We start from the raw sequence: 22,118 nt of genomic DNA, 5'->3' as shown, positions 1-22,118 counted from the left end.
CTCGCGAAAGCGGTGGATCAGTTGGCAGAAATGTTGAATGTGTCGGCCCCTTCGCGAGCAAGCTCACTCCCACAGGACTTGTGTTTGCCCGAGAGCCATGAAAATCCAGCCCCGCGATTTTCATTAATCGCGACAAGACATATCCATCAGCGACACGCCTTGCCTCTCAACGAAAATTACTTTCATTGCGTTTGAAAACTCGATCTCGAAATGATTTATGAGTTTCACAACCCATTCGAACGTGACCCTTTCGAGGAGTACCGCATGACGCCTTCCTTCGGCTATTGGCTGCTGGTTTATGCCGCCGTTGCCATCATCGCGCTGATCGTGTTGATCGCCCGTTACCGGCTCAATCCGTTCATTGTCATCACCCTGATTTCCATCGGGCTGGCGCTGGTGGCGGGGATGCCGCCATCGGGTGTGGTGGGGGCGTATGAGACCGGGGTGGGCAAGACGCTGGGGCATATTGCGCTGGTGGTGGCGCTGGGGACGATGCTCGGCAAGATGATGGCCGAGTCCGGTGGTGCGGAGCAGATGGCGCGCACGCTGATCGAGAAGTTCGGCGAAAAGAACGCGCATTGGGCGATGGTGTGCATTGCGTTTCTGGTCGGCCTGCCGTTGTTCTTCGAAGTCGGTTTTGTGTTGCTGGTGCCGATCGCCTTCACCGTGGCGCGGCGCGTGGGCGTGTCGATTCTGATGGTCGGTTTGCCGATGGTCGCCGGCCTGTCGGTGGTGCATGCGCTGGTGCCGCCGCACCCAGCGGCGATGCTCGCGGTGCAGGCCTATCAGGCGTCGGTCGGGCAGACCTTGCTGTATGCGATTGCTATCGGCATTCCGACGGCGATCATCGCGGGGCCGCTGTACGCCAAGTTCATCGTGCCGCGCATTCAACTGCCGGCGGATAACCCACTGGAAAAGCAATTCCTCGACCGCGAACCGCGTGACAAACTGCCGGGGTTCGGCATCACCATGGCGACCATTCTGTTGCCGGTGGTGCTGATGCTGATCGGTGGCTGGGCCAACCTGATTTCCACGCCGGGCAGCGGTTTCAACCAGTTCCTGTTGTTCATCGGCAACTCGGTGATCGCGCTGTTGCTGGCGACCTTGCTGAGTTTCTGGACGCTGGGCATCGCCCAGGGTTTCAACCGTGAATCGATCCTCAAATTCACCAACGAATGCCTGGCGCCGACCGCCAGCATCACCTTGCTGGTCGGTGCGGGCGGCGGTTTGAACCGAATTCTTGTAGATGCCGGTGTCACCGATCAGATCGTCGGTCTGGCCCACGAGTTTCACCTGTCGCCGCTGATCATGGGCTGGCTGTTCGCCGCGTTGATGAGGGTGGCCACCGGCTCGGCGACCGTGGCCATGACCACCGCCTCCGGCGTGGTCGCACCCGTCGCCATTGGTCTGGGTTATCCACACCCGGAGCTGTTGGTGCTGGCGACCGGCGCTGGCTCGGTTATCTTTTCCCACGTCAACGACGGTGGCTTCTGGTTGATCAAGGAATACTTCAACATGACGGTCGCGCAGACGTTCAAGACCTGGACCGTGCTCGAGACGCTGATCTCGCTGGTCGCATTCGGCCTGACCGTCGGCCTTTCTTACCTGCTGTAACCGGAGCCAGCCGCCATGGACATCCTTTATCAGATCCGCGCCCGTCAGGACTCCTTCAGCGCCGGCGAAGGGCGTATTGCCCGGCTGATGCTCGACGATGTCGGTTTTGCCGCGAGCGCCAGCCTCGAAGACCTCGCGCAACGGGCGGAAGTCAGCACCGCCACACTGTCGCGTTTCGCCCGCACGGTGGGCTGCCGCGATCTGCGTGATCTGCGCCTGCAACTGGCTCAGGCCAGCGGCGTCGGTAGCCGTTTTCTCGATCCGGCGGGCACACCTGAGCAGTCGGCGTTTTACGGGCAAATTGTCGGCGATATCGAAACCACGCTGCGCCAGCATCTGGCCGGGTTCGACGAATCACGTTTCGCCGATGCGGTGAAAATGCTCGGCCAGGCGCGGATGATTCATGCGTTCGGCATGGGCGGTTGCTCGACCCTGTGCAGCGACGAATTGCAGGTGCGGCTGGTGCGCCTCGGCTACCCGATTGCGGTGTGTCACGACGCGGTGATGATGCGCGTCACCGCCGCGAGCCTGAATGCCGAACAAGTGCTGATCGTCTGCTCGCTGACCGGCATCACCCCGGAGCTGCTGGAGACCGTCGAACTGGCGCGCAACTACGGCGCACGCATCCTCGCCATCACCCGCGCCGACTCGCCGCTGGCCGAACTGGCCGACATCGTCCTGCCGCTGCAAGGCGCGGAAACTTCGTTCATCTACAAACCGACAGCGGCGCGCTACGGCATGCTGCTGGCCATCGACGTGCTTGCCACCGAGCTGGCGCTGGCCAATCCTGAAGACAATCAAGAGCGTCTGCGGCGGATCAAACTCGCCCTCGACGAATACCGTGGCGGCGATGATCACTTGCCGCTGGGAGACTGACATGCTGTACGACACGCTGATTCGCGATGCCTTGGTCATCGATGGCCGCAACACGCCCGGCTACCGCGCCGATGTGGCGATTCTCAACGGCCGCATCGAGCGCATTGGCGACCTGCACGATGCCCGTGCCACGGAAGAAATCGACGCCGCCGGGCGCGCGCTGGCGCCGGGTTTCATCGACGTGCACACCCACGACGACACGGTGGTCATCCGCCAGCCAGAGATGCTGCCCAAGCTCAGCCAGGGTGTGACCACGGTGATTGTCGGCAACTGCGGAATCAGTGCGTCGCCGGTCAGTTTGAAAGGCAATCCGCCGGATCCGATGAACCTGCTGGGTACGGCGGCAGCGTTCGTTTACCCGCGTTTCAGCGATTACCGCGCGGCGGTCGAAGCGGCGAACACCACGCTGAACGTCGCCGCACTCGTCGGCCACACAGCGCTGCGCAGCAATCACCTCGACGACTTGTTCCGCACCGCCACGCCAGGCGAAATCGGCGCGATGCGCGAGCAATTGCGTGAAAGCCTTGCAGCGGGTGCGCTCGGTTTATCCACAGGCCTGGCGTACGCCAATGCGTTCAATGCTTCCACCGACGAAGTGAAGCAACTGACCGAAGAACTGACTGCATTCGGCGCGGTGTACACCACGCATCTGCGCAGTGAATTCGAACCGGTGCTGGAGGCGATGGATGAAGCGTTCAGCATCGGCCGTCACTCACAGTCCCCGGTGATCATTTCCCACCTCAAATGCGCCGGTGTCGGTAACTGGGGGCGTAGTCCGCAATTGTTGGCGTCGCTGGAAGAAGCAGCGAAAATCCAGCACGTGGGTTGCGATTGTTATCCCTACGCGGCGAGTTCGTCGACGCTGGATCTGAAGCAAGTCACCGATGCCCACCGCATCACCATCACCTGGTCGACGCCGCACCCGCAAGTCAGCGGGCGCGACCTGATCGACATCGCCGCTGAATGGAACGTGCCGCTGCTCGAAGCGGCCAGGCGCCTGCAACCGGCGGGCGCGGTGTACTACGGCATGGACGAGGCGGATGTCCGAAAAATCCTCGCGCATCCGTTGTCGATGGTCGGCTCTGACGGACTGCCGGAAGACCCGTTCCCGCATCCACGCCTGTGGGGCGCTTTCCCACGGGTGCTCGGACATTTCAGTCGCGATGTCGGGCTGTTTCCGCTGCACACCGCCGTGCACAAGATGACCGGGCTGTCGGCGGCGCGCTTTGGCTTGACGGAGCGCGGCGAGATTCGTGAAGGGCACTGGGCGGATCTGGTGTTGTTCGATCCGGCGACCGTGCGTGACGTGGCGGATTTCCATGATCCGCAACGGGCGGCGCAGGGGATTGATGGGGTGTGGGTCAATGGCGTGTTGAGCTATAGCGATGGGCAGGCGAATGGTCGCAGGGAAGGGCGGTTTCTGGCGCGGCAGGGGGATTTGCGCGACAACTTTCGCTGACGTTTCGCGGAGTGCGTCACACTGATGGCATATTGCAACTAAAGAAAGCCACCAGCAGGCCGAATTGCTGACATCCACCCCGTCTACACTGCGGGGCCAATCAGTCAGGGAGCACCCCATGAGCTTCGGCAAAACCACCCCGATCCTGCGGATCTTCGATGAAGCCAAGGCGTTGGAATTCTACGTCGACTTCCTCGGCTTCAAGGTCGATTGGCAGCACCGTTTCGAGGCCAGTTGCCCGTTGTATCTGCAGGTGTCGCGTGGCGAGTGCGTGCTGCATTTGTCCGAGCATCATGGCGATGCGACGCCGGGTTCGGCGTTGCGCATCGAGACCGATGAGCTGGAGGCGTTTCAGCAGCAGTTGCTGGCCAAGGATTACAAGTTCTCGCACCCGGGGATTCAGGCGATGCCGTGGGGCAGTCAGGACATGACGATTGCGGATCCGTTTGGTAATCGGCTGGTGTTTACCAACGCGATCAGTCTCTGAATCGAGCTGAAAAAGTCGCGGCCCAGTCATTGCGATTTATCTGTGGGAAGTTGTGCGGCTACTGACGCCTTCGCGAGCAAGCCCGCTCCCACATTCGATCGTCAGCGAACATGGATGTTGTGTACGACTCAAATCACCTGTGGGAGCGGGCTTGCTCGCGAAGAGGCCGGCACTATCACCCCCGATGCATCTGCCGAAACTCCCCCGGTGGCATCCCGCGCCGGCTCTTGAACGTGCGGTGAAACGACCTCGGCTCGGTAAACCCCAGATACTGCGCAATGTCCTGAATCGGCAGCGTGCTGTTCAACAGGTAATGCTCGGCCAGCTCCTGGCGCAGATCATCCAGTATCTGCTGATACGACGTCCCCGCCTGATGCAACTGGCGTTGCAACGTGCGCACCGACACGGCGAGCTGCTCGGCCACCTGTTCCTTGCGCGGCAAGCCTTCCTTGAGCAACTGACGCAGGATGCTTTTGACCCGCTGTTCCAGCGACGCATCCTCCAGCGTCGCCATCAAACCCATCGCATGTTCTTCCAGAGTGCGCAGTAATTGCGCATCGGCCTGGCGCAGCGGTAATTGCAGATACGGCAGCGGCACGATCAGTGCTGAATACGGTTGCTCGAACAGCACGGGGCAATCGAAAAACTGTTCGTACTGCGCCTGCGTGGTTTCCACCGGGCGTGGGTGTTCCAGCCACACGGCGGCGGGCGACATCTGCGTGTCGGCGATCCAGCGCGCATATTGCAGCCAGGAGCCGAGGACGTTTTCCACCAGATGCCGGCGGATTCGTGGGCGCTCGTAGCGGCAGGGCCAGATCAGGTGCACATGGTCGTCCTGCACCTCGGCGCGGCTGACGCCCATGTCGCCCACCAGCTTTTCGAACGGCATGATCCGGCTCATGGCCTCACCCAGGGTCGCGCAGTTCATGGTGATGTAACCGAGCACGCTCCAGGAATTGGGCAGCACAAAGTTCGCGGCATTGAGACCGAACAGCGGATCGCCCGAGTGTTCGCAGAAGTAATCGAGCAGGCGCTCATGCACCTCTCCCGGCAGGCGCAGGGTGTTGTCGCTCAATTGCGGCGCCTGCAAACCGGCCGCCGCCAACGCCGGCTCGATGGCCATGCCCAGTTGTTCGGCATGGCGCACGTATTTGAGCAGCGGCGGAACCGAGGTGAAGCCGAGCGATTGCATGATCCGAATCCCTTGATCAAGGCCTGCGTGAGCGAATGAATGCCTGAAAGGTAATTTGAAACCCCGGCTAAAGTAAATGGCTGGCACTTGCGCGACGTTTGACTCAATTGGCTACTCGAACTGGCCGGATGCGACCGTGACACTTTTCGGCCGCTGACTAGTATGAAGGCCTGCCACATCACTGATCAGACTGCATAAGAAGGACACACGCATGCGACGCTGGAACGGCTGGGGAGATGCAACCACGGTGGTCGAACTACCGGCCCAGGGCGCGAGCTTTCTCCATCAACGGCTGGGGGCCGGGCGCGCGCTGCCCGATGCCACGCTGGAAGCAGCATTGGCGCGGGTGCCGGTCTCGCGGCTGACGCAGCACGCGTTGTACAGCGTCGACGCCCATGACCGCCTGCTGCATGCCCGCGGCCAGAGCCTGCCGGACTGGCTGGCGCTGCGCGAAGGCGCGCTGGGCAATTACCCCGACGCGGTGGCTTTCCCGGAAACCGCTGAGCAGATCCGCCAATTGCTGGCGCTCTCCCATGACCAGGACCTGTGCCTGATTCCCTACGGCGGCGGCACCTCGGTGGCCGGGCACATCAATCCGCCGGATTCGGCGCGGCCGGTGGTGACGGTGTCGCTGGCGCGGATGAATCGCCTGATCGACCTCGACGAGGCCAGCCAATTGGCGACGTTCGGCCCCGGTGCCAGTGGCCCGCAGGTCGAAAGTCAGCTGCGCGCCCGGGGTTACACGCTGGGGCATTTCCCGCAGTCGTGGGAACTGTCGACGCTCGGCGGTTGGGTCGCCAGTCGCTCCAGTGGCCAGCAGTCGTTGCGCTACGGGCGCATCGAGCAATTGTTCGCTGGCGGCACCCTGGAAACCTTTGCCGGGCCGTTGGACATTCCGACTTTCCCGGCCTCGGCGGCGGGGCCGGATCTGCGCGAAGTGGTACTCGGCTGCGAGGGCCGTTTCGGGATCATTTCCGAAGTCAAAGTGCGGGTCAGTCCGCTGCCCGCCGATGAGCGTTTCTACGGGGTGTTTCTGCCCAGTTGGAGCAAAGCTTTGCAAGCGATCCGCCAGTTGGCGCAGGCGCGGGTGCCGCTGTCGATGCTGCGCTTGTCGAACGCGGTGGAGACCGAAACCCAACTGGCGCTGGCCGGGCATCCGCAGCAAATCGCCTGGCTGGAGAAATACCTGAGCCTGCGCGGCGCGGGTGACGGCAAGTGCCTGTTGACCTTCGGCGTGACCGGCAATCGTCGGCAGAACGCGCTGTCATTGACCCAGGCCCGGCAGCATTTGAAGGCCTTCGGCGGCGTGTTCACCGGCACCTTGCTCGGCAAGAAATGGGCGCAGAACCGCTTCCGTTTCCCTTACCTGCGCGAGAACCTGTGGAACGCCGGTTACGTGGTCGACACCCTGGAAACCGCCACCGACTGGAGCAACGTCGACAATCTGCTCAATCTCATCGAAAACAGCCTGCGCGATGCCTTGGCCGCCGAAGGCGAACGCGTGCACGTGTTCACCCATCTGTCCCACGTCTACGGCGAAGGTTCGAGCATCTACACCACCTACGTGTTTCGCCCGGCGGCGGACTATCCCGCGACGCTGGCGCGCTGGAAGGCCCTCAAGCATGCGGCCAGCCAGACCATTGTCGACAACCACGGCACCATCAGCCACCAGCACGGCGTCGGCAAGGACCATGCGCCGTACCTGCTGCGCGAAAAAGGCGCGCTGGCGATGGACACCTTGCAGGCGCTGAGCAAACACTTCGATCCGGCCGGGCGCCTCAACCCCGGCACGCTGTTGCCGGAGTGACCACCATGAACCCGGACTGGAACGCCGCGTGGCGCGAGCAAATTCTGCCAACGTTGGGTGCCGAAACCTGGGACCTGATCGTGATTGGCGGCGGCATCAGCGGTGCCGGCATCCTGCGCGAAGCAGCGCGGCGTGGCTGGCGCTGCCTGCTGCTGGAACAACGGGATTTCGCCTGGGGCACGTCCAGCCGATCGTCGAAAATGGTCCACGGCGGTTTGCGTTACATCGCCAAGGGCCAGTGGCGCCTGACCCGCGATTCGGTGCGCGAGCGCCAGCGGCTGCTCGACGAAGCGCCGGGGTTGGTCGAACCGATGAGTTTCATGATGCCGCACTATCGCGCAGGCTTTCCCGGGCCGCGTGTGCTCGGTGGATTGTTGTCGGTTTACGACGCCTTGGCCGGACGGCGCAGCCATCGTTTTCATGACGCGCAGCAACTGCGCTTTCTGGCGCCGGGGGTGAAGGAAAACGAGCTGCTTGGCGGCACCTGTTTTGTCGATGCATTGACCGATGACGCACGGCTGGTGATGCGCGTGTTGAGCGAAGCGCGGGCCGATGGCGCGGTGGTGTTCAACGGAGTGCGCGTCGAGCATCTGCTGCGCGAAGACGTGCGAGTGTGTGGAGTTCAGATAGAGGACTGCGAAGCCGGTGGGTCGCTGCAATTGCGTTGCGGCGTGCTGGCGGTAGCGACTGGTGCGTGGGCTGAGCGCTTGCGTTTGCCTGAGTCACCGCGACAACTTCGGCCATTGCGCGGCAGTCATTTGCTGCTGCCGGGTTGGCGTCTGCCAGTGGCGCAGGCGTTCACTTTTTTGCATGAGCGCGACCGTCGGCCGGTGTTCGTTTTTCCCTGGGAAGGGGCGACGGTTGTGGGCACCACCGACCTCGATCATCGCGAGGATCTGGACCAGAGCGCGAGCATCAGCGCCGAAGAACTCGACTATCTGCTGGCGGCTTGCAGGCAACAATTTCCCGGGGCCGAAGTGACGGCAACCGATGTGCTGTCGACCTGGTCGGGCGTGCGCCCGGTGGTAGGCAGCGCGGCGGGTGAACATCAAGGCAAACCGTCGAATGAAACCCGTGAGCACGTGCTGTGGCAGGAGCCGGGTTGCGTGACCCTGGCCGGCGGCAAACTGACGACATTTCGCCCGCAAGCCATCGAAGTGCTCAAGGCGTGTGCCGTCATGCTCGGTCGCCCTTTCGAGGATGATGCTGCGCCAGTTTTTGCTGCCGTACGACCGCTGACAATCCCCGGACTCAGCCCCCAACAGTGGCGACGTCTTGCTGGACGACACGGCCGTGACCTGCCGAGGCTGGCTCAGTTGGTCGCCGAGTTGGGGCACGACACTGTCGGCAACACCGATACGCTGTGGGCGGAACTGGCCTTTGCCTGTGAAGCGGAAATGGTCCTGCACCTCGATGACCTGCTGCTGCGCCGCACCCGTCTGGGCCTGTTGCTGGCGCGCGGTGGCGAAGATCACTTCGCCGCCATCCGCCAGCTCTGCCAGCCACGCCTGGGCTGGGACGATGCACACTGGCAGCAAGAGCTGCAGCGTTACCGGGCGTTGTGGCAACGCCATCACGGTTTGCCGGATGCCACGCCTTGATGCCCCTTGAAGAGAGCTCCATGGATAACCACCCGAACAAGCGTTACCTGCTGGCAATCGACAACGGCACCCAGAGCGTGCGCGCATTGCTCTTCGATTTGCAGGGCAATCTGCTCGGCAAAGGCAAGGTCGAGTTGCAGGCCTATTACTCGACGCAGCCGGGTTGGGCCGAGCAGGATCCGGAATACTACTGGGCGAAACTCGGCGAGGCCTGCCAGCAGGTGTGGGCGCAAACCGGGATTGATCGTTCGCAGATTGCCGGCGTCTCGCTGACCACTCAACGCGGCACGGTGATCAATGTCGATGCCGCGGGCAAACCGCTGCGTCCGGCGATTTTGTGGCTCGATCAGCGCCAGAGCGAAGTCGAGGGCGCGATCAAGGGGCCGTGGGGCTGGTTGTTCAAACTGGTCGGTGCGCAGGCCACCGTGGATTATTTTCGCGCCCAGGCCGAGGCCAACTGGATCGCGCGGCATCAGCCTGAGGTGTGGGCGGCGACCGACAAGTTTTTGCTGCTCTCGGGGTTTCTCACCCATCGTCTGTGTGGACGCTTTGTCGACTCGGTCGGTTGTTGCGTCGGCTACCTGCCGTTCGATTTCAAACGTCTGAAATGGGCCGCGCCGAGTGACTGGAAATGGCAAGCGCTGGCAGTGCGTTCGGAGCAATTACCGACGTTGCACAAACCTGGCGAAACCCTTGGCTACATCAGCGCTGAGGCCAGCCGCCACACCGGGATTCCCGAAGGCTTGCCGTTGATTGCGGCGGGCGCCGACAAGGCGTGCGAGGTGGTCGGTTCCGGCGTGGTCGATGCGAGCACCGTGTGCCTGTCCTACGGCACTACGGCGACGATCACCAGCACGCGCTCGCGCTATCTGGAAATCGTCCCGCTGATTCCGCCGTATCCGTCGGCGGTGCCGGATCAGTACAACTGCGAGGTGATGATTTATCGCGGTTACTGGATGGTCAGCTGGTTCAAGAACGAGTTCGGCCTGCGCGAGATGCAGCAGGCGAAAGAGCAGGGCATCGAGCCGGAGCAACTGTTTGATGCGCTGGTCAACGCGGTGCCGCCGGGATCGATGGGTCTGATGCTGCAACCCTATTGGTCGCCGGGGATTCGTGAGCCGGGTGTCGAGGCCAAAGGCGCGATGATCGGCTTCGGCGATGTGCACACCCGCGCGCATATTTACCGGGCGATTCTGGAAGGACTGGCGTATGCCTTGCGTCAGGGCATGGAGAAAATCGAGAAGCGCTCGAAGGTGTCGGTCAAGCGCCTGCGGGTGGCGGGTGGCGGCTCGCAGAGCGATGCGGCGATGCAGCTCACGGCGAACATTTTCGGTCTGCCGGCGGAGCGTCCGCATGTGTATGAAGCGTCCGGGCTGGGCGCGGCGATCTGCTGCGCGGTGGGGTTGGGCCTGTATGCGGATTTCCCGGCAGCGATAGCTGCAATGACCCGAGTCGGGACGGTATTCACCCCGCAACCCGAGGCGCAGCAAGTCTACGAACGTTTATACAAAGACGTGTATCTGCGCATGTATCGCCAGCTCAAGCCGTTGTACCAGAGCATCCGCAAAATCACCGGTTACCCCGCCTGAAGAAACACCTCCAATCCCCTTGTAGGAGTGAGCCTGCTCGCGATGGCGGTGTATCAGCCACCACGTTTTTTACTGACACGACGCTATCGCGAGCAGGCTCACTCCTACAGGGGGGGCGTGACGATTCTCATGTGGCGCTATCGGAGACTTTTTCTGGTGAGATTGGACAGTGTCAGTGCCGGGGGCGGTTGTTAGGCTCAACCCCCACAGCACATCCAATAAGAACTAAAAGCAATGAAGCTGACATTTCTCCTGTTGCTGCTTTGTGCAATGGCCCCGACAGCGTGGGGCTGGTCGAACCACACGGTGGGCAGCTATCTGGCGTTGCAGGCGCTGCCGGCCTTGCGTGATGCGCCGCCGGTAGAGGTTGAGCCGCTGGAGCGCTTTCTTGCCGATCAGTATCCGGCCGTGGTGGCTCTGCTGGAGCAACAGGAAAGCTTCGCCCGTGAGCACATCGCCCAGTACCCGCCGCGCCCCGACAACCTGAAGCTGCCCGCTGTGCCCGGTGACAATCTGCGCCACGCCTTTCTCACCGCGTTGCGGCTCAATCCGCGCATTCATCTGGCGATGGTCATTCAGCCGCTGCCGGGTCAGGACCTGCCCGAGCGTGAGCACCTGGCGGCCGATCAGGTGATGGTCGAGCAGACGTTATCGCCGTGGAATCGCCAGCGTTTCATCCGCGTGGCCAATGGCGAGAGAGTCGCGCCGCTGGCGGTGCTGGCGAGCGCTGCCGATGAGCCGGATTACGGTCATGACATCAACCTGTTCAGCGATAACCCCGGCGAGGTTGGTGCGCTGTATGGCTTCGGTCCGCAGCCGTTCGGCGATGCGCGTTTTCAATACAGCTCGCAGGCGCCGTTCCACATGGGCTTCTTCCATGAAAGCCCGGTGGTGTATGCCGCCGCCGGATTCCTCCAGCGCAGTTGGCCGGACTGGCGCGCCTATCAGTACCTGGGCCTGGCGCGACTGGCGTTTGCCACTGGCCATCCTTACTGGGGCTACCGCTTTCTCGGGTGGGGCGTGCACCACGTGCAGGACCTGACCCAGCCGTATCACGCCAAGCCGCTGCCCGGGGTCGAACTGCCCAGTCTGTTGCTGCTGGAAGGCAAGGCGCTGGCCGGTTTTGCGGATGACAAACAAGCCTCCATCGAACGCGTCGCCACCCGTCATATGGAAATCGAGAAGTATCAGGCGACCTGGCTGCGACGCCTGCTGCGTGCCGGTCAGCCGCATCCGATGCTCGATGCCTACGCCGATGTGGCCGAGGACAAACAGTATCCGCCGTACTCGGTGGACTACCTGCGAGACGTGGTCAGCGCCGAGTCGGTCGAGGACTCCGCCGCGTTCGATGAAGCCATCGGTCAATGGCTGGAGGCGACGCCAGTGACCAGCGATTTCAGCAGCGGCAACCAGCTGCAGCGCGAGACGTTCGAGCATCCGGCGCTCAATCAGCAGTTGTTCAAATTGCTCGGGCACTTCGGCGCGCACAGCCGGATTTATGTCAGTGCCGGATTGGCGCCCCCGCCATAGCGGTCATGCACCCCACAACAATAAAACCAGGGAAAGAGGAACAGATCATGAAAGCTCGATTTCGCCTGTCTGGCGTAGTGCTCCCCGGCGTCGGTCTGGCAGGGCTGCTGCAACTGTGCGCAGTCGATGGCGTGCAGGCCAAGGAGTTCAGCGTGCTGGACAATCAGGTCACCGGCTCGATCGACACGACCCTGTCCTATGGCCGTTTGTGGCGGGTGCAGGGCCGCGACAAGAACAACGATGACGTCAACACCAACGACGGCAATCGCAACTTCGACACCGGGCTGGTTTCCGAGGTGTACAAGATCACTTCGGAGCTTGAGGCCAACTACCAGAACTACGGAATGTTCCTGCGCGGCACCGCGTTCTACGACACGCAGTTGATGGACAAGCGCAACGATTACTACCGCAACAACGACCCGTCGCAGCCGAGTCAGAGCTACCCGCAGGACGATCGCTTCACCAGCCAGACCCGCGACATCGCCGGCAGCCGGATCGAGATGCTCGACGCTTATGTCTACGGCAACTGGGACGTGGCGCAGATGCCGGTCACCGCACGGGTCGGGCGTCAGGTGTTCAACTGGGGCGAGGGGATTTTCTATCGCGGCGGGATCAACACCACCAACCCGGTGGACGCCGCCAAGTACCGTTTGCCGGGCGCCGAGGTCAAGGAAGTGCTGATGCCGGTGGAGGCCTTGAGCTTCAACATCGGCCTCAGCGATTCGCTGACCCTGGAAAGCTTCTACCAGACCAACTGGAAGGAAACCCGTATCGACCCGGTCGGCACTTTCTACTCGCAGACCGACCTGTTCGCCGATGGCGGCAACACCGGTTACAACAACTTCAGCGGCACGGCGCTCGATACCCCGGTGCCGGGCTTCGGCAACGTCATCGGTCTGTACAGCGCACTGGGCAACAACCCATTGCTCGGCCCGGCGTTGAAAAGCACCGGCCTGTACGCCAACGGCGTGACCCCGGCCTACGGCAACACGCTCAAGGTGGCGTCGATCGGCAAGGACTACAACGCGCGCAATGACGGTCAGTTCGGCTTCGCCTTTCGCTACATCGCCGAGCAACTCAACAGCACCGAGTTCGGCCTCTACCTGGTCAACTACCACGCCAAGGAACCGACCATCGCCGCTGACCTCGGTGGCTACAAGGGCATCGACATGAATGCCCTGACCAACATGTTGTCCAGCGTTGCCGGCAGCCAGGCCGGGGCGCTGGCCAACGGTCTGGCGACTGCCGATGTGATGGGCAACATCCAGGCGCATCGGCGTTATGCCGAGGACATCCGCATGTACGGCTTCAGCTTCAACACGACTTTGGGCCAGGCCTCGGTGTTCGGTGAGATCGCCTATCGACCGAACCTGCCGATCGGCATTGCCGCGACCAACGATCTGATCGGCGACCTGGCCAACGGCGCGGCTACAGCGGTGACCGGCAAAGCGATCAATGTCGGCGGGCAGATGGTCACCCTCGACAGCCAGATCAACAACGCCGAACGCGTCGAAGCGTTCAACACCTCGCTGGGCAGCATCTACAACTTCGGCCCGACGCTGTCGTTCGACTCGATGTTCGGCATCTTCGAACTGGCCTCCGAGCACCTGCGCGGCAGCAGCCTGCAATACACCGCCTACGACGGCAGCACGCGTTACTACGCGGGCACCGGCAACACCTCCTATGTGTCCGGCGGTGATCGTGACGATCAGGTCAACCGCAACTCCTACAGCTACACGGTGATGTTCAACGGCACCTGGAACGACGTGTACGCCGGGGTCAACGTCTCGCCTTACGTCGTCTACAAGGACGACTTCAAGGGCAACAGCTATCAGGCCGGCAACACCATCGACGGGCGCAAGGCCTACACCCTGGGGATCAAGGCCAACTACCAGAACAAGCTCGAAGCCGAGGTGCAATACACCAACTTCTGGGGCGGCGGGCAGAACAACGGCATTCGCGACCGCGACAACGTCGGGTTCAACCTCAAGTACTTCCTTTGATATCCAGAACACAGGCGCACCCCCTTGTAGGAGTGAGCCTGCTCGCGATAGCGGATTTTCAGTCGCAGTAGATGTTGTCTGACACACCGCTATCGCGAGCAGGCTCACTCCTACAAGGGACTTGCGGTGATTTTCAGACCTCACTCCCATCTCGGAGATCGATCATGTTTTACCCATCACGACTCAGCAAAACCATGTTGGCGCTTGTTCTGGGCCTGACCGCCGGCAGCGCCCTCGCGGCCATCACCCCGCAACAAGCCGAACAACTGAAAACCACCCTCACGCCCATGGGCGCCGAGCGTGCCGGCAACGCTGCCGGCACCATTCCGGCCTGGACCGGTGGCATCACCCAGGCGCCAGCCGGTTACAAACCGGGTCAGCATCACCCGGATCCATACGCGGCGGACAAACCGCTGTTCACCATCACCAAGGCCAATCTGGATCAGTACAAGGCGCACCTCAGCCCCGGGCAGATCGCCCTGTTCAACAGCTACCCCGACACGTTCCAGATGCCGATCTATCCGTCGCGTCGTTCGGGTTCGGCACCGCAGTGGCTGTACGACAACACCTTGAAGAACGCGACGTCGGCCAAGCTGCTGGAGGGCGGCAGTGGGTTCGCAGATGCCTACGGCGGCGTGCCGTTCCCGGTGCCCAAGGATGGCGTCGAAGTGCTGTGGAACCACATCACCCGTTATCGCGGCATCTACGTGGTGCGCCGCGCGTCCGAAGCCCCGGTGCAGCGCAACGGCAGCTTTGCGCTGGTCACCTCGCAGCAGGAAGCCCTGTTCAATTTCTATCGTCCGGGCGGCCAGTATGCCGACCTGAAAAACATCCTGTTCTATTACCTCGCCTTCGTGAAAAGCCCGGCGCGACTGGCCGGTGGCGCAGCGCTAGTGCACGAGATGCTCGATCAGCTCAAGGACCCGCGTCAGGCCTGGGTCTACGATGCCGGCCAACGTCGGGTGCGCCGCGCGCCGAACCTTGCGTATGACACGCCGATCGCCTCGTCCGATGGCCTGCGCACCGCCGACGACACCGACCTGTTCAACGGCTCGCCGGATCGCTACGACTGGAAGCTCAAGGGCAAGCAGGAAATCTACATCCCCTACAACAACTACAAGGTCGGCAGCCCCGACGTGAAGTACGCGCAATTGCTGACCCCGGGCCACCTCAACCCGCAATTCACCCGCTATGAGCTGCACCGGGTGTGGGTGGTCGAGGGCAACCTCAAGCCGGGTGCGCGGCATATCTATTCCAAGCGCGTGCTGTTTCTTGACGAAGACAGCTGGGGCGCGGCGCTGGTCGATCAATACGATGGGCGAGGGGAGTTGTGGCGGGTGTCGATGGCCTACCTGAAAAACTTCTACGACCTGCCGACCACCTGGAGCGCACTGGACGTGTTCCACGACTTGCAGGCGCGCCGATACTACGTGCAGAACCTCGACAACGAAGAAGCCTCCACCGTGGACTTCTCGCAACCGGTACCGGAAGACGCGTATTTCATGCCGTCGGCGTTGCGCCAGCGCGGCACGCGGTGAGATGAACCTCGTTTCTTCTAAGGATCAGGCAGAGGTTTTCGAGTTGGTTTGTTAGTCTGCGATCGCTCATTTCACGGATTGCAGGAAGCCTTATGACCAGCATCACTATTCGACTTGATGAGCAGATGACAGAACAACTGCGTATCGCTGCCGCCCATAACTGCCATTTCATGGAAGACGAAGCGCGGCGGATTCTGGAGAACGCGTTGGCTACCGTTGATCAAGCCAGCGGGTTAGGTACTCGGATACGCAATCGATTCGGCGTCATGGGTGGGGTCGAGCTCGATCTGCCATCACGTTCAGAAAACCAAACACCGCTCACAAAAAAGCCCGCCGCCAGACCAAAACCATTGTGACGGCGGGCTTTTTACAGGGTGCAAAAAAATGGCGAGTGCACCGCACTCTCCACCTCTCGCATCAATCCGTCAGCACAACCTTGTCCAGCGCCCGGTTAACGGCCATTTCGGCGATCATCACGATTTGGGCGATGCCTTGCAGGGTCTTGCGGTGGCTGCCTTCGACCAGTGCCACATGATTGTTGAGCATGACGGTGGCGGAGCCGAGGGATTCGCTGGCGTCCACCAGCAGGGATTCGGTGTCGGCTTCGGGGTGAGCTTGATAGAGGGTGTTGGGTTTGTAGGGCGCGGCCATGATGTGGGCGGTGATTGGGCGCAGGTGATAATCGAGGGCGCGTTCGGCGGCTTCGTTGAAGCGTTTCGAGCCGGGACATTCGTAGGGGGATGCCGGATCCGGGATGATTGTGGGTTTGGTGAGCGGTGGGTTTGGCGTTACCTTGAACATGGTGACTAACCTCTTGGTTGAGGCCGCACCTTTTCGCCGCTAAGCAAAAGGGTGGCGGCTGTGCGCAAGTTAGCGGACCGGTAGTCACCTTAAACCCGGCGCACCCGAAGGTGCCATGCGCACAGCCACCATCAAGCGCAGGCGAGTGCCTGACTGGATTCGACTTGTGCAACCGTAAAGCGACTACCCGAGCCGCTAAGCTCGATCACTGGAAATCAGTGACGCAATCAAACTACGCAGCCAGCCCAAGGCGCACAAGCCGGCGGATTCTGGCGTAGCCGTAGGCAACGGCGCAAGGTTTTGTGGGTGTTTGGACGTGACGCGTGGTGTAGATAAACAGATATTCGGGAATGTGTTTAATTCCGATCAGATTTTGACGTAGTGACTGATTGGGTTGGATGCTTGGTCGCTACTCAGCGGCTTGAACTTAGCGGGCTTCCTACGATTGCGATAATTCGAAATGGCCATTCGAAATTGCCACCACGTCAATCTTCTACGGCTCAGCGCTGGACACGTCTAGATATCTTGATATATTCAAATTGGTTGAATTCTGAATATTCAATCAATTTGGTTGTTTTTTCTGTCGCGTTTTTTTTCGCAAAGTCAAGGGTTTTTCGATGAAAAATGGGATCGGTGTTATCACAGGTGACTTGTATAAATCCTCTGTAGGCTATGAGAGAGGCTTACCTTATCTAAAAAGTATGGAGTCTGTTCTTAATAAATTAAAAAACGTGGATATGTTTTCTATACAGAATATAGATATATTTCGAGGGGACTTTTTTCAAATTACGTTAAACGATCCAGCATACTTTCTTGATTTGGCAGTTTATCTTCGCGCTCGTTTAATATCTCTGAGCGATGATATTGAGACAAAGTATGATGCTCGGCTATCGCTTTCGTATAGTGAGGTGGATTTTTCTGCAGAGTTAAGGGATCGATCTTACTTTGAAGATGCGTATTTGCTTTCCGGTAGAGGGCTAGATGCTATGCCGAAAAACACAATGATGGGGTTTAACTCTACTATTGAAGGTTGGCATAGATCTTTTAATGGTCCAATTAAGTTGCTCGACTTTATAGTTGGGTCGCTTTCCAAGCCTCAGGCTCTAGTGCTGTCCGAGATTATCTTGGAGAGGAAGGTAAATGTTTTGGAATTGTCGGGAAAAACAAAAAAGACGCAACAAAATATCTACAAGCTTATGGATCGAGGGGGTATTAGGCAAGTTTATGATTTTTTGGAGTGGTCAAGAGATCAAATTCATTTTTTAAGGAGCTGAGATGAGTGTTTATTTGTTGCTTTCCCTTCTTTTACTAGGCCACGTTGTTTGTGATTTTTATTTTCAGTCAGAGGATGATGTAAGAAAGAAGAAATTTCCGATAAATAATAGGGTTCAAGAATTTTTTGTTGCTCACTCACTTCACGCTCTTACTCATTCTGTAGTAATTACTGCAATTTCTGTCGTATGGTTTTTTAGCAATACCGAGTCCTCTCGTCCATCCTCCATTGGAGAGCTCTTTAATATTTTTTTTGTTATCGGTGTAATCTTGTTCTTCAGCCACTTGTGTATTGACATGCTGAAAGAGTTTGTATCGGAAAGATTTGGTTCTTATGGTTCTGTAGTATTTTTGCTCGATCAGTTCGCTCATATTTCAATTATATTTTGGTTGGTTTTAAAGGTTTTTTATAGTGCGGAATATTTGAACGGTAAGAGCAATATCCAATTAGAATTGATCACATTAACGATTTTTGCTATTTCATTGGTGTTATTGCTTAGGCCTGCATCTATATTCATAGTTTTGTTTATGAGTGGTAAGAAGATAGGAGGTATGTCTGAAAGGATACAGATAACAAAAAGCTTTATGGCTGTGGCTTATTATTCAGAGCTGGCCAAGGAATATGCTTCAAAGTCGGGTGCTGAACTTCATGATGAGCTAAGAAAAAGCAAGGATAAGGCGGATGACTTGGTGACTTTTCTGAAGAATGGAACGCTTGAAGTGAGCACTGATAGTGCATTTGATTCGAATGGGGCGGGTAAATGGATCGGATATATTGAAAGGGTAATGATATTTGTTTTTTTTATTTTCAATCAGCCCGCTGCCATTGCCGGAATTATGGCAATTAAAACGGCGTTTCGCTTTAATGACCTGAAAGACGATAATGACAGCGCTCGATCGGAATACATCATGATCGGTACTTTTCTTAGTTTTTTTATCACGATGATAATTGCCGCCACAGCTAAGTTTTCAATTGAATCAATATGGGACGGCAGTCAAGTCAAAATTATGGATTTTGATATTTTGCACTGGCTGAATAGCTATATTTTTCGCTATTGAGAGTGCGAGGCGCGACTTTTCTGAGTTAAAACGTCCGGCGGAAAAAAATGCGAAAAATCCAATTTGGTTGAAAAACCATAAAACAAACGATTTGGTTGTTGCTTTGAATGTTTAAAAAAAAAATTGGTCAAGCATTTTTTTGGTTTTTTGCTAGGGCGGGTGAGTAGCAGGCCCACAGGTCCAGATGCCTACCACAATCTGTGTGAGGCATCTGGACCTGTGGACCTGCTCGCGAATGGAATCGCTGATTCACCTCTAAGGTGAAGGTCAAACTCGGAAATGACTCACCATCTGCTGCAACTGACCGCCCAGGCGCGCCAGTTCAACGCTGGAGGCGGCGGTCTCGTCGCTGGCGGCGGCGGTCTGTTCCGACACGTCGCGCACGTTGATGATGCTGCGGCTGATCTCTTCGGCCACGGCGCTTTGCTGTTCGGCAGCGGCAGCAATCTGCTGGTTCATCGACTGGATGTTCGACACCGTACGGGTGATGCTTTCCAGTGACAGGCCAGCCTTGCGGGTCAGGGCCACGCTGCTGTCGGTCAAGACGCGGCTGTTGTTCATCACGGCCGAAACCTGCTGAGTACCGTTCTGCAGACCGGCGACCAGGCCTTCGATTTCCTCGGTGGATTTCTGCGTACGCTGGGCCAGGCCACGGACTTCGTCGGCCACCACGGCAAAACCACGCCCGGCTTCACCGGCACGCGCCGCTTCGATGGCGGCGTTGAGCGCGAGCAGGTTGGTCTGTTCGGCCACGGCCTTGATCACGTCCATGACGCTGCCGATCTTGTCGCTCTCCTGTTGCAGCACGCTCATGGCTTCGGTGGAACGCACCACTTCGCTGGCCAGACGTTCGATCTGCGCGATGGCTTCGTTCACCACCTTGTCGCCTTCACGGGCTTCGCCATCAGCGGCGGCAGCGGCTTGCGAGGCTTCCTCGGCATTGCGCGCGACTTCCTGCACGGTGGCAGTCATTTCGTGCATCGCGGTGGCGACCTGATCGGTCTCGACCTTCTGGCTGTTCACGCCGGCGCTGGTTTGCTCGGTCACGGCCGAGAGTTCTTCGGCGGCGCTGGCGATCTGGGTGACGCCGTCGCGGATGCCGCTGATCAGGTCACGCAGGGTCACGCCCATGCGTGCGATGCCTTGTTGCAGCACGCCGAGTTCGTCGCGGCGGGTGACCGCGACGTTCTGGGTCAGGTCGCCGCTGGCGATGCGTTCGACCACGGCCAGGGTTTCTTGCAGAGGACGGGTGATCTGACGGGTGATGATCACGGCGGCAATCACACCGACCAACAGCGCCAACAGGGTGCTGATCAACTGGAAAGTACGGGCCTGGGCGCTTTCGATGTCGCGACGGTCGAGCTGGATCTGGTACAGCTGCTCGCTCGTGGTGACGATGGCGGCGCCCTGATCGGTCATCTCTTTACGTGCCTGCACCGATTCGCTGTTGGCGTTCTTGTACGCCTGCAGCGCGCTGCGGTAGTTGGTCAGGGCGGTTTCCAACTGACGCAGCGCGTCTTGTTGGGTCGCGGCGAAATGCACGTTCAGTTGCTTGAGGCTGGCAATCGCCACGTCCAGTTGGCCGACGGCTTTCTGCTCGGTTTCGGCGTTGGCGGCGGCGGTGTAGCCGCGCACTTCATAGCGCGCCAGGATGAACGCTTCCTTGGCTTCGGTGATGGCCTGGAACTGCTCGAAACGCTGCTCGCTCATGTCCATCTGACGGACGCGGTTGCTGATCGACTCGATCAGGTTGTAAGCCGTCTCGGCATTGGTGCTCATGACGTCGCGCGCGCTGTTACCGGTGCGGTAGGCGTTGCGCATCTTGTTCAGCGACGTCTGGTACTGGGCAATGGTCGCTGCCTGCTCCTTGAGCAGTTTGACGTTTTCCGGGCTCTTGAACTTGTTGATCAGCGCTTGCTGTTGCGCGGCAAAGCTTTCGAGGGTGGTCTGTACGTTCTGCGCGGCGGTTTCGTCGCCGTTGGTCAGCATGTATTGCAGGCGGACCACGCGCAGCTTGGTCAGGCCGGCGTTGAGCTGGGTGATGTCGCTCATCCAGTTGCTGCGGTCGATCAGACCGCCGAGGCTGGTCCAGCCGGTCAGGGCGAGGACGCAGGTCAGGGCCAGTACCAGGCCGAAGCCCAGACCCAATTTCATGTTCACGCTGATGTTGCCGAACCAGCTATTCATCACAATTCCTCCAGGAACGTAGAGCTTCTTGATCGTCGGTCAGGCTGGAAGATTGTTGTTTTTTTGAGCCAGCAAGGGTGTTAGCAGGACTGTATCGGCCGCAAACACGAGAGCTGAAAGGATTTTGTCCGTCGGAATTTGTAACAAAGGCTCTCCAAGACTTTTTTCACATGCGTTTCACCGACCACTTACGTGCGCTTCTCTACCCTTACCGCATCGTATTGACTGTGATGCATGCCGGCGAGGCGGCCCGATGTGGAATTGAGACTGAGTCTGTTCGGTGTCAAACGCTCGATCTCCCTGAGCGGATTGACCCGATATCGCAATACCTGGGTCGTGCTCGGCGCCTTGCTGCTGGTGATTCCGCTGACCTTGTGGCTGCTCGCCCCGGCGGCGGTGCCGGACCTGGCCCATGGCAATGTGTCCGGTGTCAAGGCGCTGGCGGCCGGGTGGGCCAAGGGCGACATGATTGTGCTGGTGCGTCACGTCGAGCGCTGCGACCACTCCCCGGCGCCGTGCTTGAGCGGTGATGACGGCATCACCGACCGCTCACGCAGTGTTGCGGTCAGTGTCGGTGCGCAGTTCGAGCATCTGGGCCTGAACAACGCCGATATTTATAACAGCCCAATGCTGCGCACCGTGCAGACGGCCGGCTACATGTTCAACCGCGCGGCCACCGGCGAAGACTGGCTGATCAGCTGCAAGGGCCGCATCTTGCAGGAAGCGCTGGCGCACAAGCTCCCGGGACGCAATCTGATCCTGGTGACCCACAGCGAATGCATGGCGGAGCTGGAAAAAGATTTGGATGTACCGATCTCGGACCCGGGATACGGCTCCTCGCTGTTCGTGTCCGCTGCGAACAAGGCTGCCCCGCGCATGCTTGGCTTCATTGAGGCCGCTGACTGGCACTCAGTGACCAGCCGATGAACTGACGCGTTTCCATCCCGTCAGCACACACAAAACCCGCCAGTTCCGGTAATGCCGATCAGTTAAGCGACCTCAGTGCTCAAAGCAACGACGATCAATTGTGGGGCTTGCTCGCGAAGACGTCGGTCCAGCAAACATTGATGTTGACTGCCCCACCGCTTTCGCGAGCAAGCCCG

The 22,118-nt window shown here is 59.5% G+C and carries 16 protein-coding genes and 2 pseudogenes; 14 read left to right on the top strand and 4 right to left on the bottom strand.

What is annotated here, in order from left to right:
• The first annotated feature begins 264 nt into the window (after positions 1–264).
• The 4 genes from PseAD21_RS26870 to PseAD21_RS26855 all read left to right on the top strand — a co-directional run bounded on the left by PseAD21_RS26870 (position 265) and on the right by PseAD21_RS26855 (position 4,436).
• Entirely contained in the window at positions 265–1,614 is a 1,350-nt protein-coding gene (locus PseAD21_RS26870; RefSeq protein ID WP_102358784.1) for a GntP family permease, read from the top strand.
• Positions 1,615–1,629: 15 nt separating this feature from the next.
• Positions 1,630–2,490, top strand: a complete 861-nt coding sequence (locus PseAD21_RS26865) for a MurR/RpiR family transcriptional regulator (protein ID WP_093442302.1) — start codon at positions 1,630–1,632, stop codon at positions 2,488–2,490.
• A gap of 1 nt (position 2,491) precedes the next feature.
• A complete protein-coding gene (locus PseAD21_RS26860; RefSeq protein WP_102358782.1) occupies positions 2,492–3,949 on the top strand; it encodes an amidohydrolase family protein in 1,458 nt (485 codons plus the stop codon).
• Between the two features lie 118 nt (positions 3,950–4,067).
• Positions 4,068–4,436, top strand: a complete 369-nt coding sequence (locus PseAD21_RS26855) for a glyoxalase superfamily protein (RefSeq protein WP_102358781.1) — start codon at positions 4,068–4,070, stop codon at positions 4,434–4,436.
• 175 nt (positions 4,437–4,611) lie between these two features.
• On the opposite strand, the gene PseAD21_RS26850 is transcribed toward PseAD21_RS26855, so the two are convergent.
• Positions 4,612–5,628 (bottom strand): AraC family transcriptional regulator, encoded by a 1,017-nt coding sequence (locus tag PseAD21_RS26850; RefSeq protein ID WP_102358780.1) that lies wholly within the window; start codon positions 5,626–5,628, stop codon positions 4,612–4,614.
• Between the two features lie 211 nt (positions 5,629–5,839).
• Between PseAD21_RS26850 and PseAD21_RS26845 the strand changes: the two genes are divergently transcribed.
• The 7 genes from PseAD21_RS26845 (at position 5,840) to PseAD21_RS26810 (ending at position 16,052) form a co-directional block, all read left to right on the top strand.
• On the top strand, positions 5,840–7,435 hold the full coding sequence (locus tag PseAD21_RS26845; protein ID WP_102358779.1) for an FAD-binding oxidoreductase: 1,596 nt from the start codon (positions 5,840–5,842) through the stop codon (positions 7,433–7,435).
• 5 nt (positions 7,436–7,440) lie between these two features.
• Complete coding sequence (locus tag PseAD21_RS26840; protein ID WP_102358778.1) at positions 7,441–9,036, top strand: glycerol-3-phosphate dehydrogenase/oxidase; 1,596 nt, start codon at positions 7,441–7,443, stop codon at positions 9,034–9,036.
• A gap of 20 nt (positions 9,037–9,056) precedes the next feature.
• Positions 9,057–10,625, top strand: coding sequence for an FGGY-family carbohydrate kinase (locus PseAD21_RS26835; RefSeq protein WP_102358777.1), 1,569 nt, complete (start codon positions 9,057–9,059; stop codon positions 10,623–10,625).
• A gap of 234 nt (positions 10,626–10,859) precedes the next feature.
• On the top strand, positions 10,860–12,155 hold the full coding sequence (locus PseAD21_RS26825; protein WP_102358776.1) for a phospholipase: 1,296 nt from the start codon (positions 10,860–10,862) through the stop codon (positions 12,153–12,155).
• A gap of 47 nt (positions 12,156–12,202) precedes the next feature.
• Positions 12,203–14,158, top strand: a complete 1,956-nt coding sequence (locus tag PseAD21_RS26820) for a DUF1302 domain-containing protein (protein WP_178082173.1) — start codon at positions 12,203–12,205, stop codon at positions 14,156–14,158.
• A gap of 164 nt (positions 14,159–14,322) precedes the next feature.
• On the top strand, positions 14,323–15,696 hold the full coding sequence (locus PseAD21_RS26815; protein WP_102358775.1) for a DUF1329 domain-containing protein: 1,374 nt from the start codon (positions 14,323–14,325) through the stop codon (positions 15,694–15,696).
• A 92-nt stretch (positions 15,697–15,788) separates the two neighbouring features.
• The gene (locus tag PseAD21_RS26810) at positions 15,789–16,052 is read left to right on the top strand and encodes a plasmid stabilization protein (protein ID WP_102358774.1); all 264 of its coding nucleotides are present in this window, start codon (positions 15,789–15,791) and stop codon (positions 16,050–16,052) included.
• 61 nt (positions 16,053–16,113) lie between these two features.
• Here the strand turns inward: PseAD21_RS26810 and PseAD21_RS26805 are convergent, their stop codons facing one another.
• Complete coding sequence (locus tag PseAD21_RS26805) at positions 16,114–16,497, bottom strand: DUF6124 family protein (RefSeq protein ID WP_102358773.1); 384 nt, start codon at positions 16,495–16,497, stop codon at positions 16,114–16,116.
• A gap of 617 nt (positions 16,498–17,114) precedes the next feature.
• Here PseAD21_RS26805 and PseAD21_RS26800 point away from each other — a divergent pair.
• Both PseAD21_RS26800 and PseAD21_RS26795 read left to right on the top strand, forming a co-directional pair.
• Positions 17,115–17,771: a hypothetical protein gene (locus PseAD21_RS26800; RefSeq protein ID WP_146011318.1), complete on the top strand. Its 657-nt coding sequence runs from the start codon at positions 17,115–17,117 to the stop codon at positions 17,769–17,771.
• 1 nt (position 17,772) lies between these two features.
• On the top strand, positions 17,773–18,828 hold the full coding sequence (locus PseAD21_RS26795) for a DUF3307 domain-containing protein (protein WP_102358771.1): 1,056 nt from the start codon (positions 17,773–17,775) through the stop codon (positions 18,826–18,828).
• A gap of 267 nt (positions 18,829–19,095) precedes the next feature.
• Here PseAD21_RS26795 and PseAD21_RS30390 read toward each other — a convergent pair.
• Positions 19,096–19,692 (bottom strand): annotated as a pseudogene (locus PseAD21_RS30390) (methyl-accepting chemotaxis protein); the annotation flags it as partial.
• A 261-nt stretch (positions 19,693–19,953) separates the two neighbouring features.
• A pseudogene (locus PseAD21_RS30385) lies at positions 19,954–20,982 on the bottom strand (methyl-accepting chemotaxis protein); the annotation flags it as partial.
• Between the two features lie 288 nt (positions 20,983–21,270).
• On the opposite strand from PseAD21_RS30385, the gene PseAD21_RS26785 reads away from it, so the two are divergent.
• Entirely contained in the window at positions 21,271–21,942 is a 672-nt protein-coding gene (locus tag PseAD21_RS26785) for a histidine phosphatase family protein (RefSeq protein WP_102358769.1), read from the top strand.
• The last annotated feature ends 176 nt before the right edge of the window (positions 21,943–22,118 follow it).

It is taken from the genome of Pseudomonas sp. AD21, from assembly GCF_002878485.1.
In the GTDB taxonomy this organism is placed as follows: domain Bacteria; phylum Pseudomonadota; class Gammaproteobacteria; order Pseudomonadales; family Pseudomonadaceae; genus Aquipseudomonas.
This window is presented reverse-complemented; position numbering and strand designations above follow the sequence as displayed.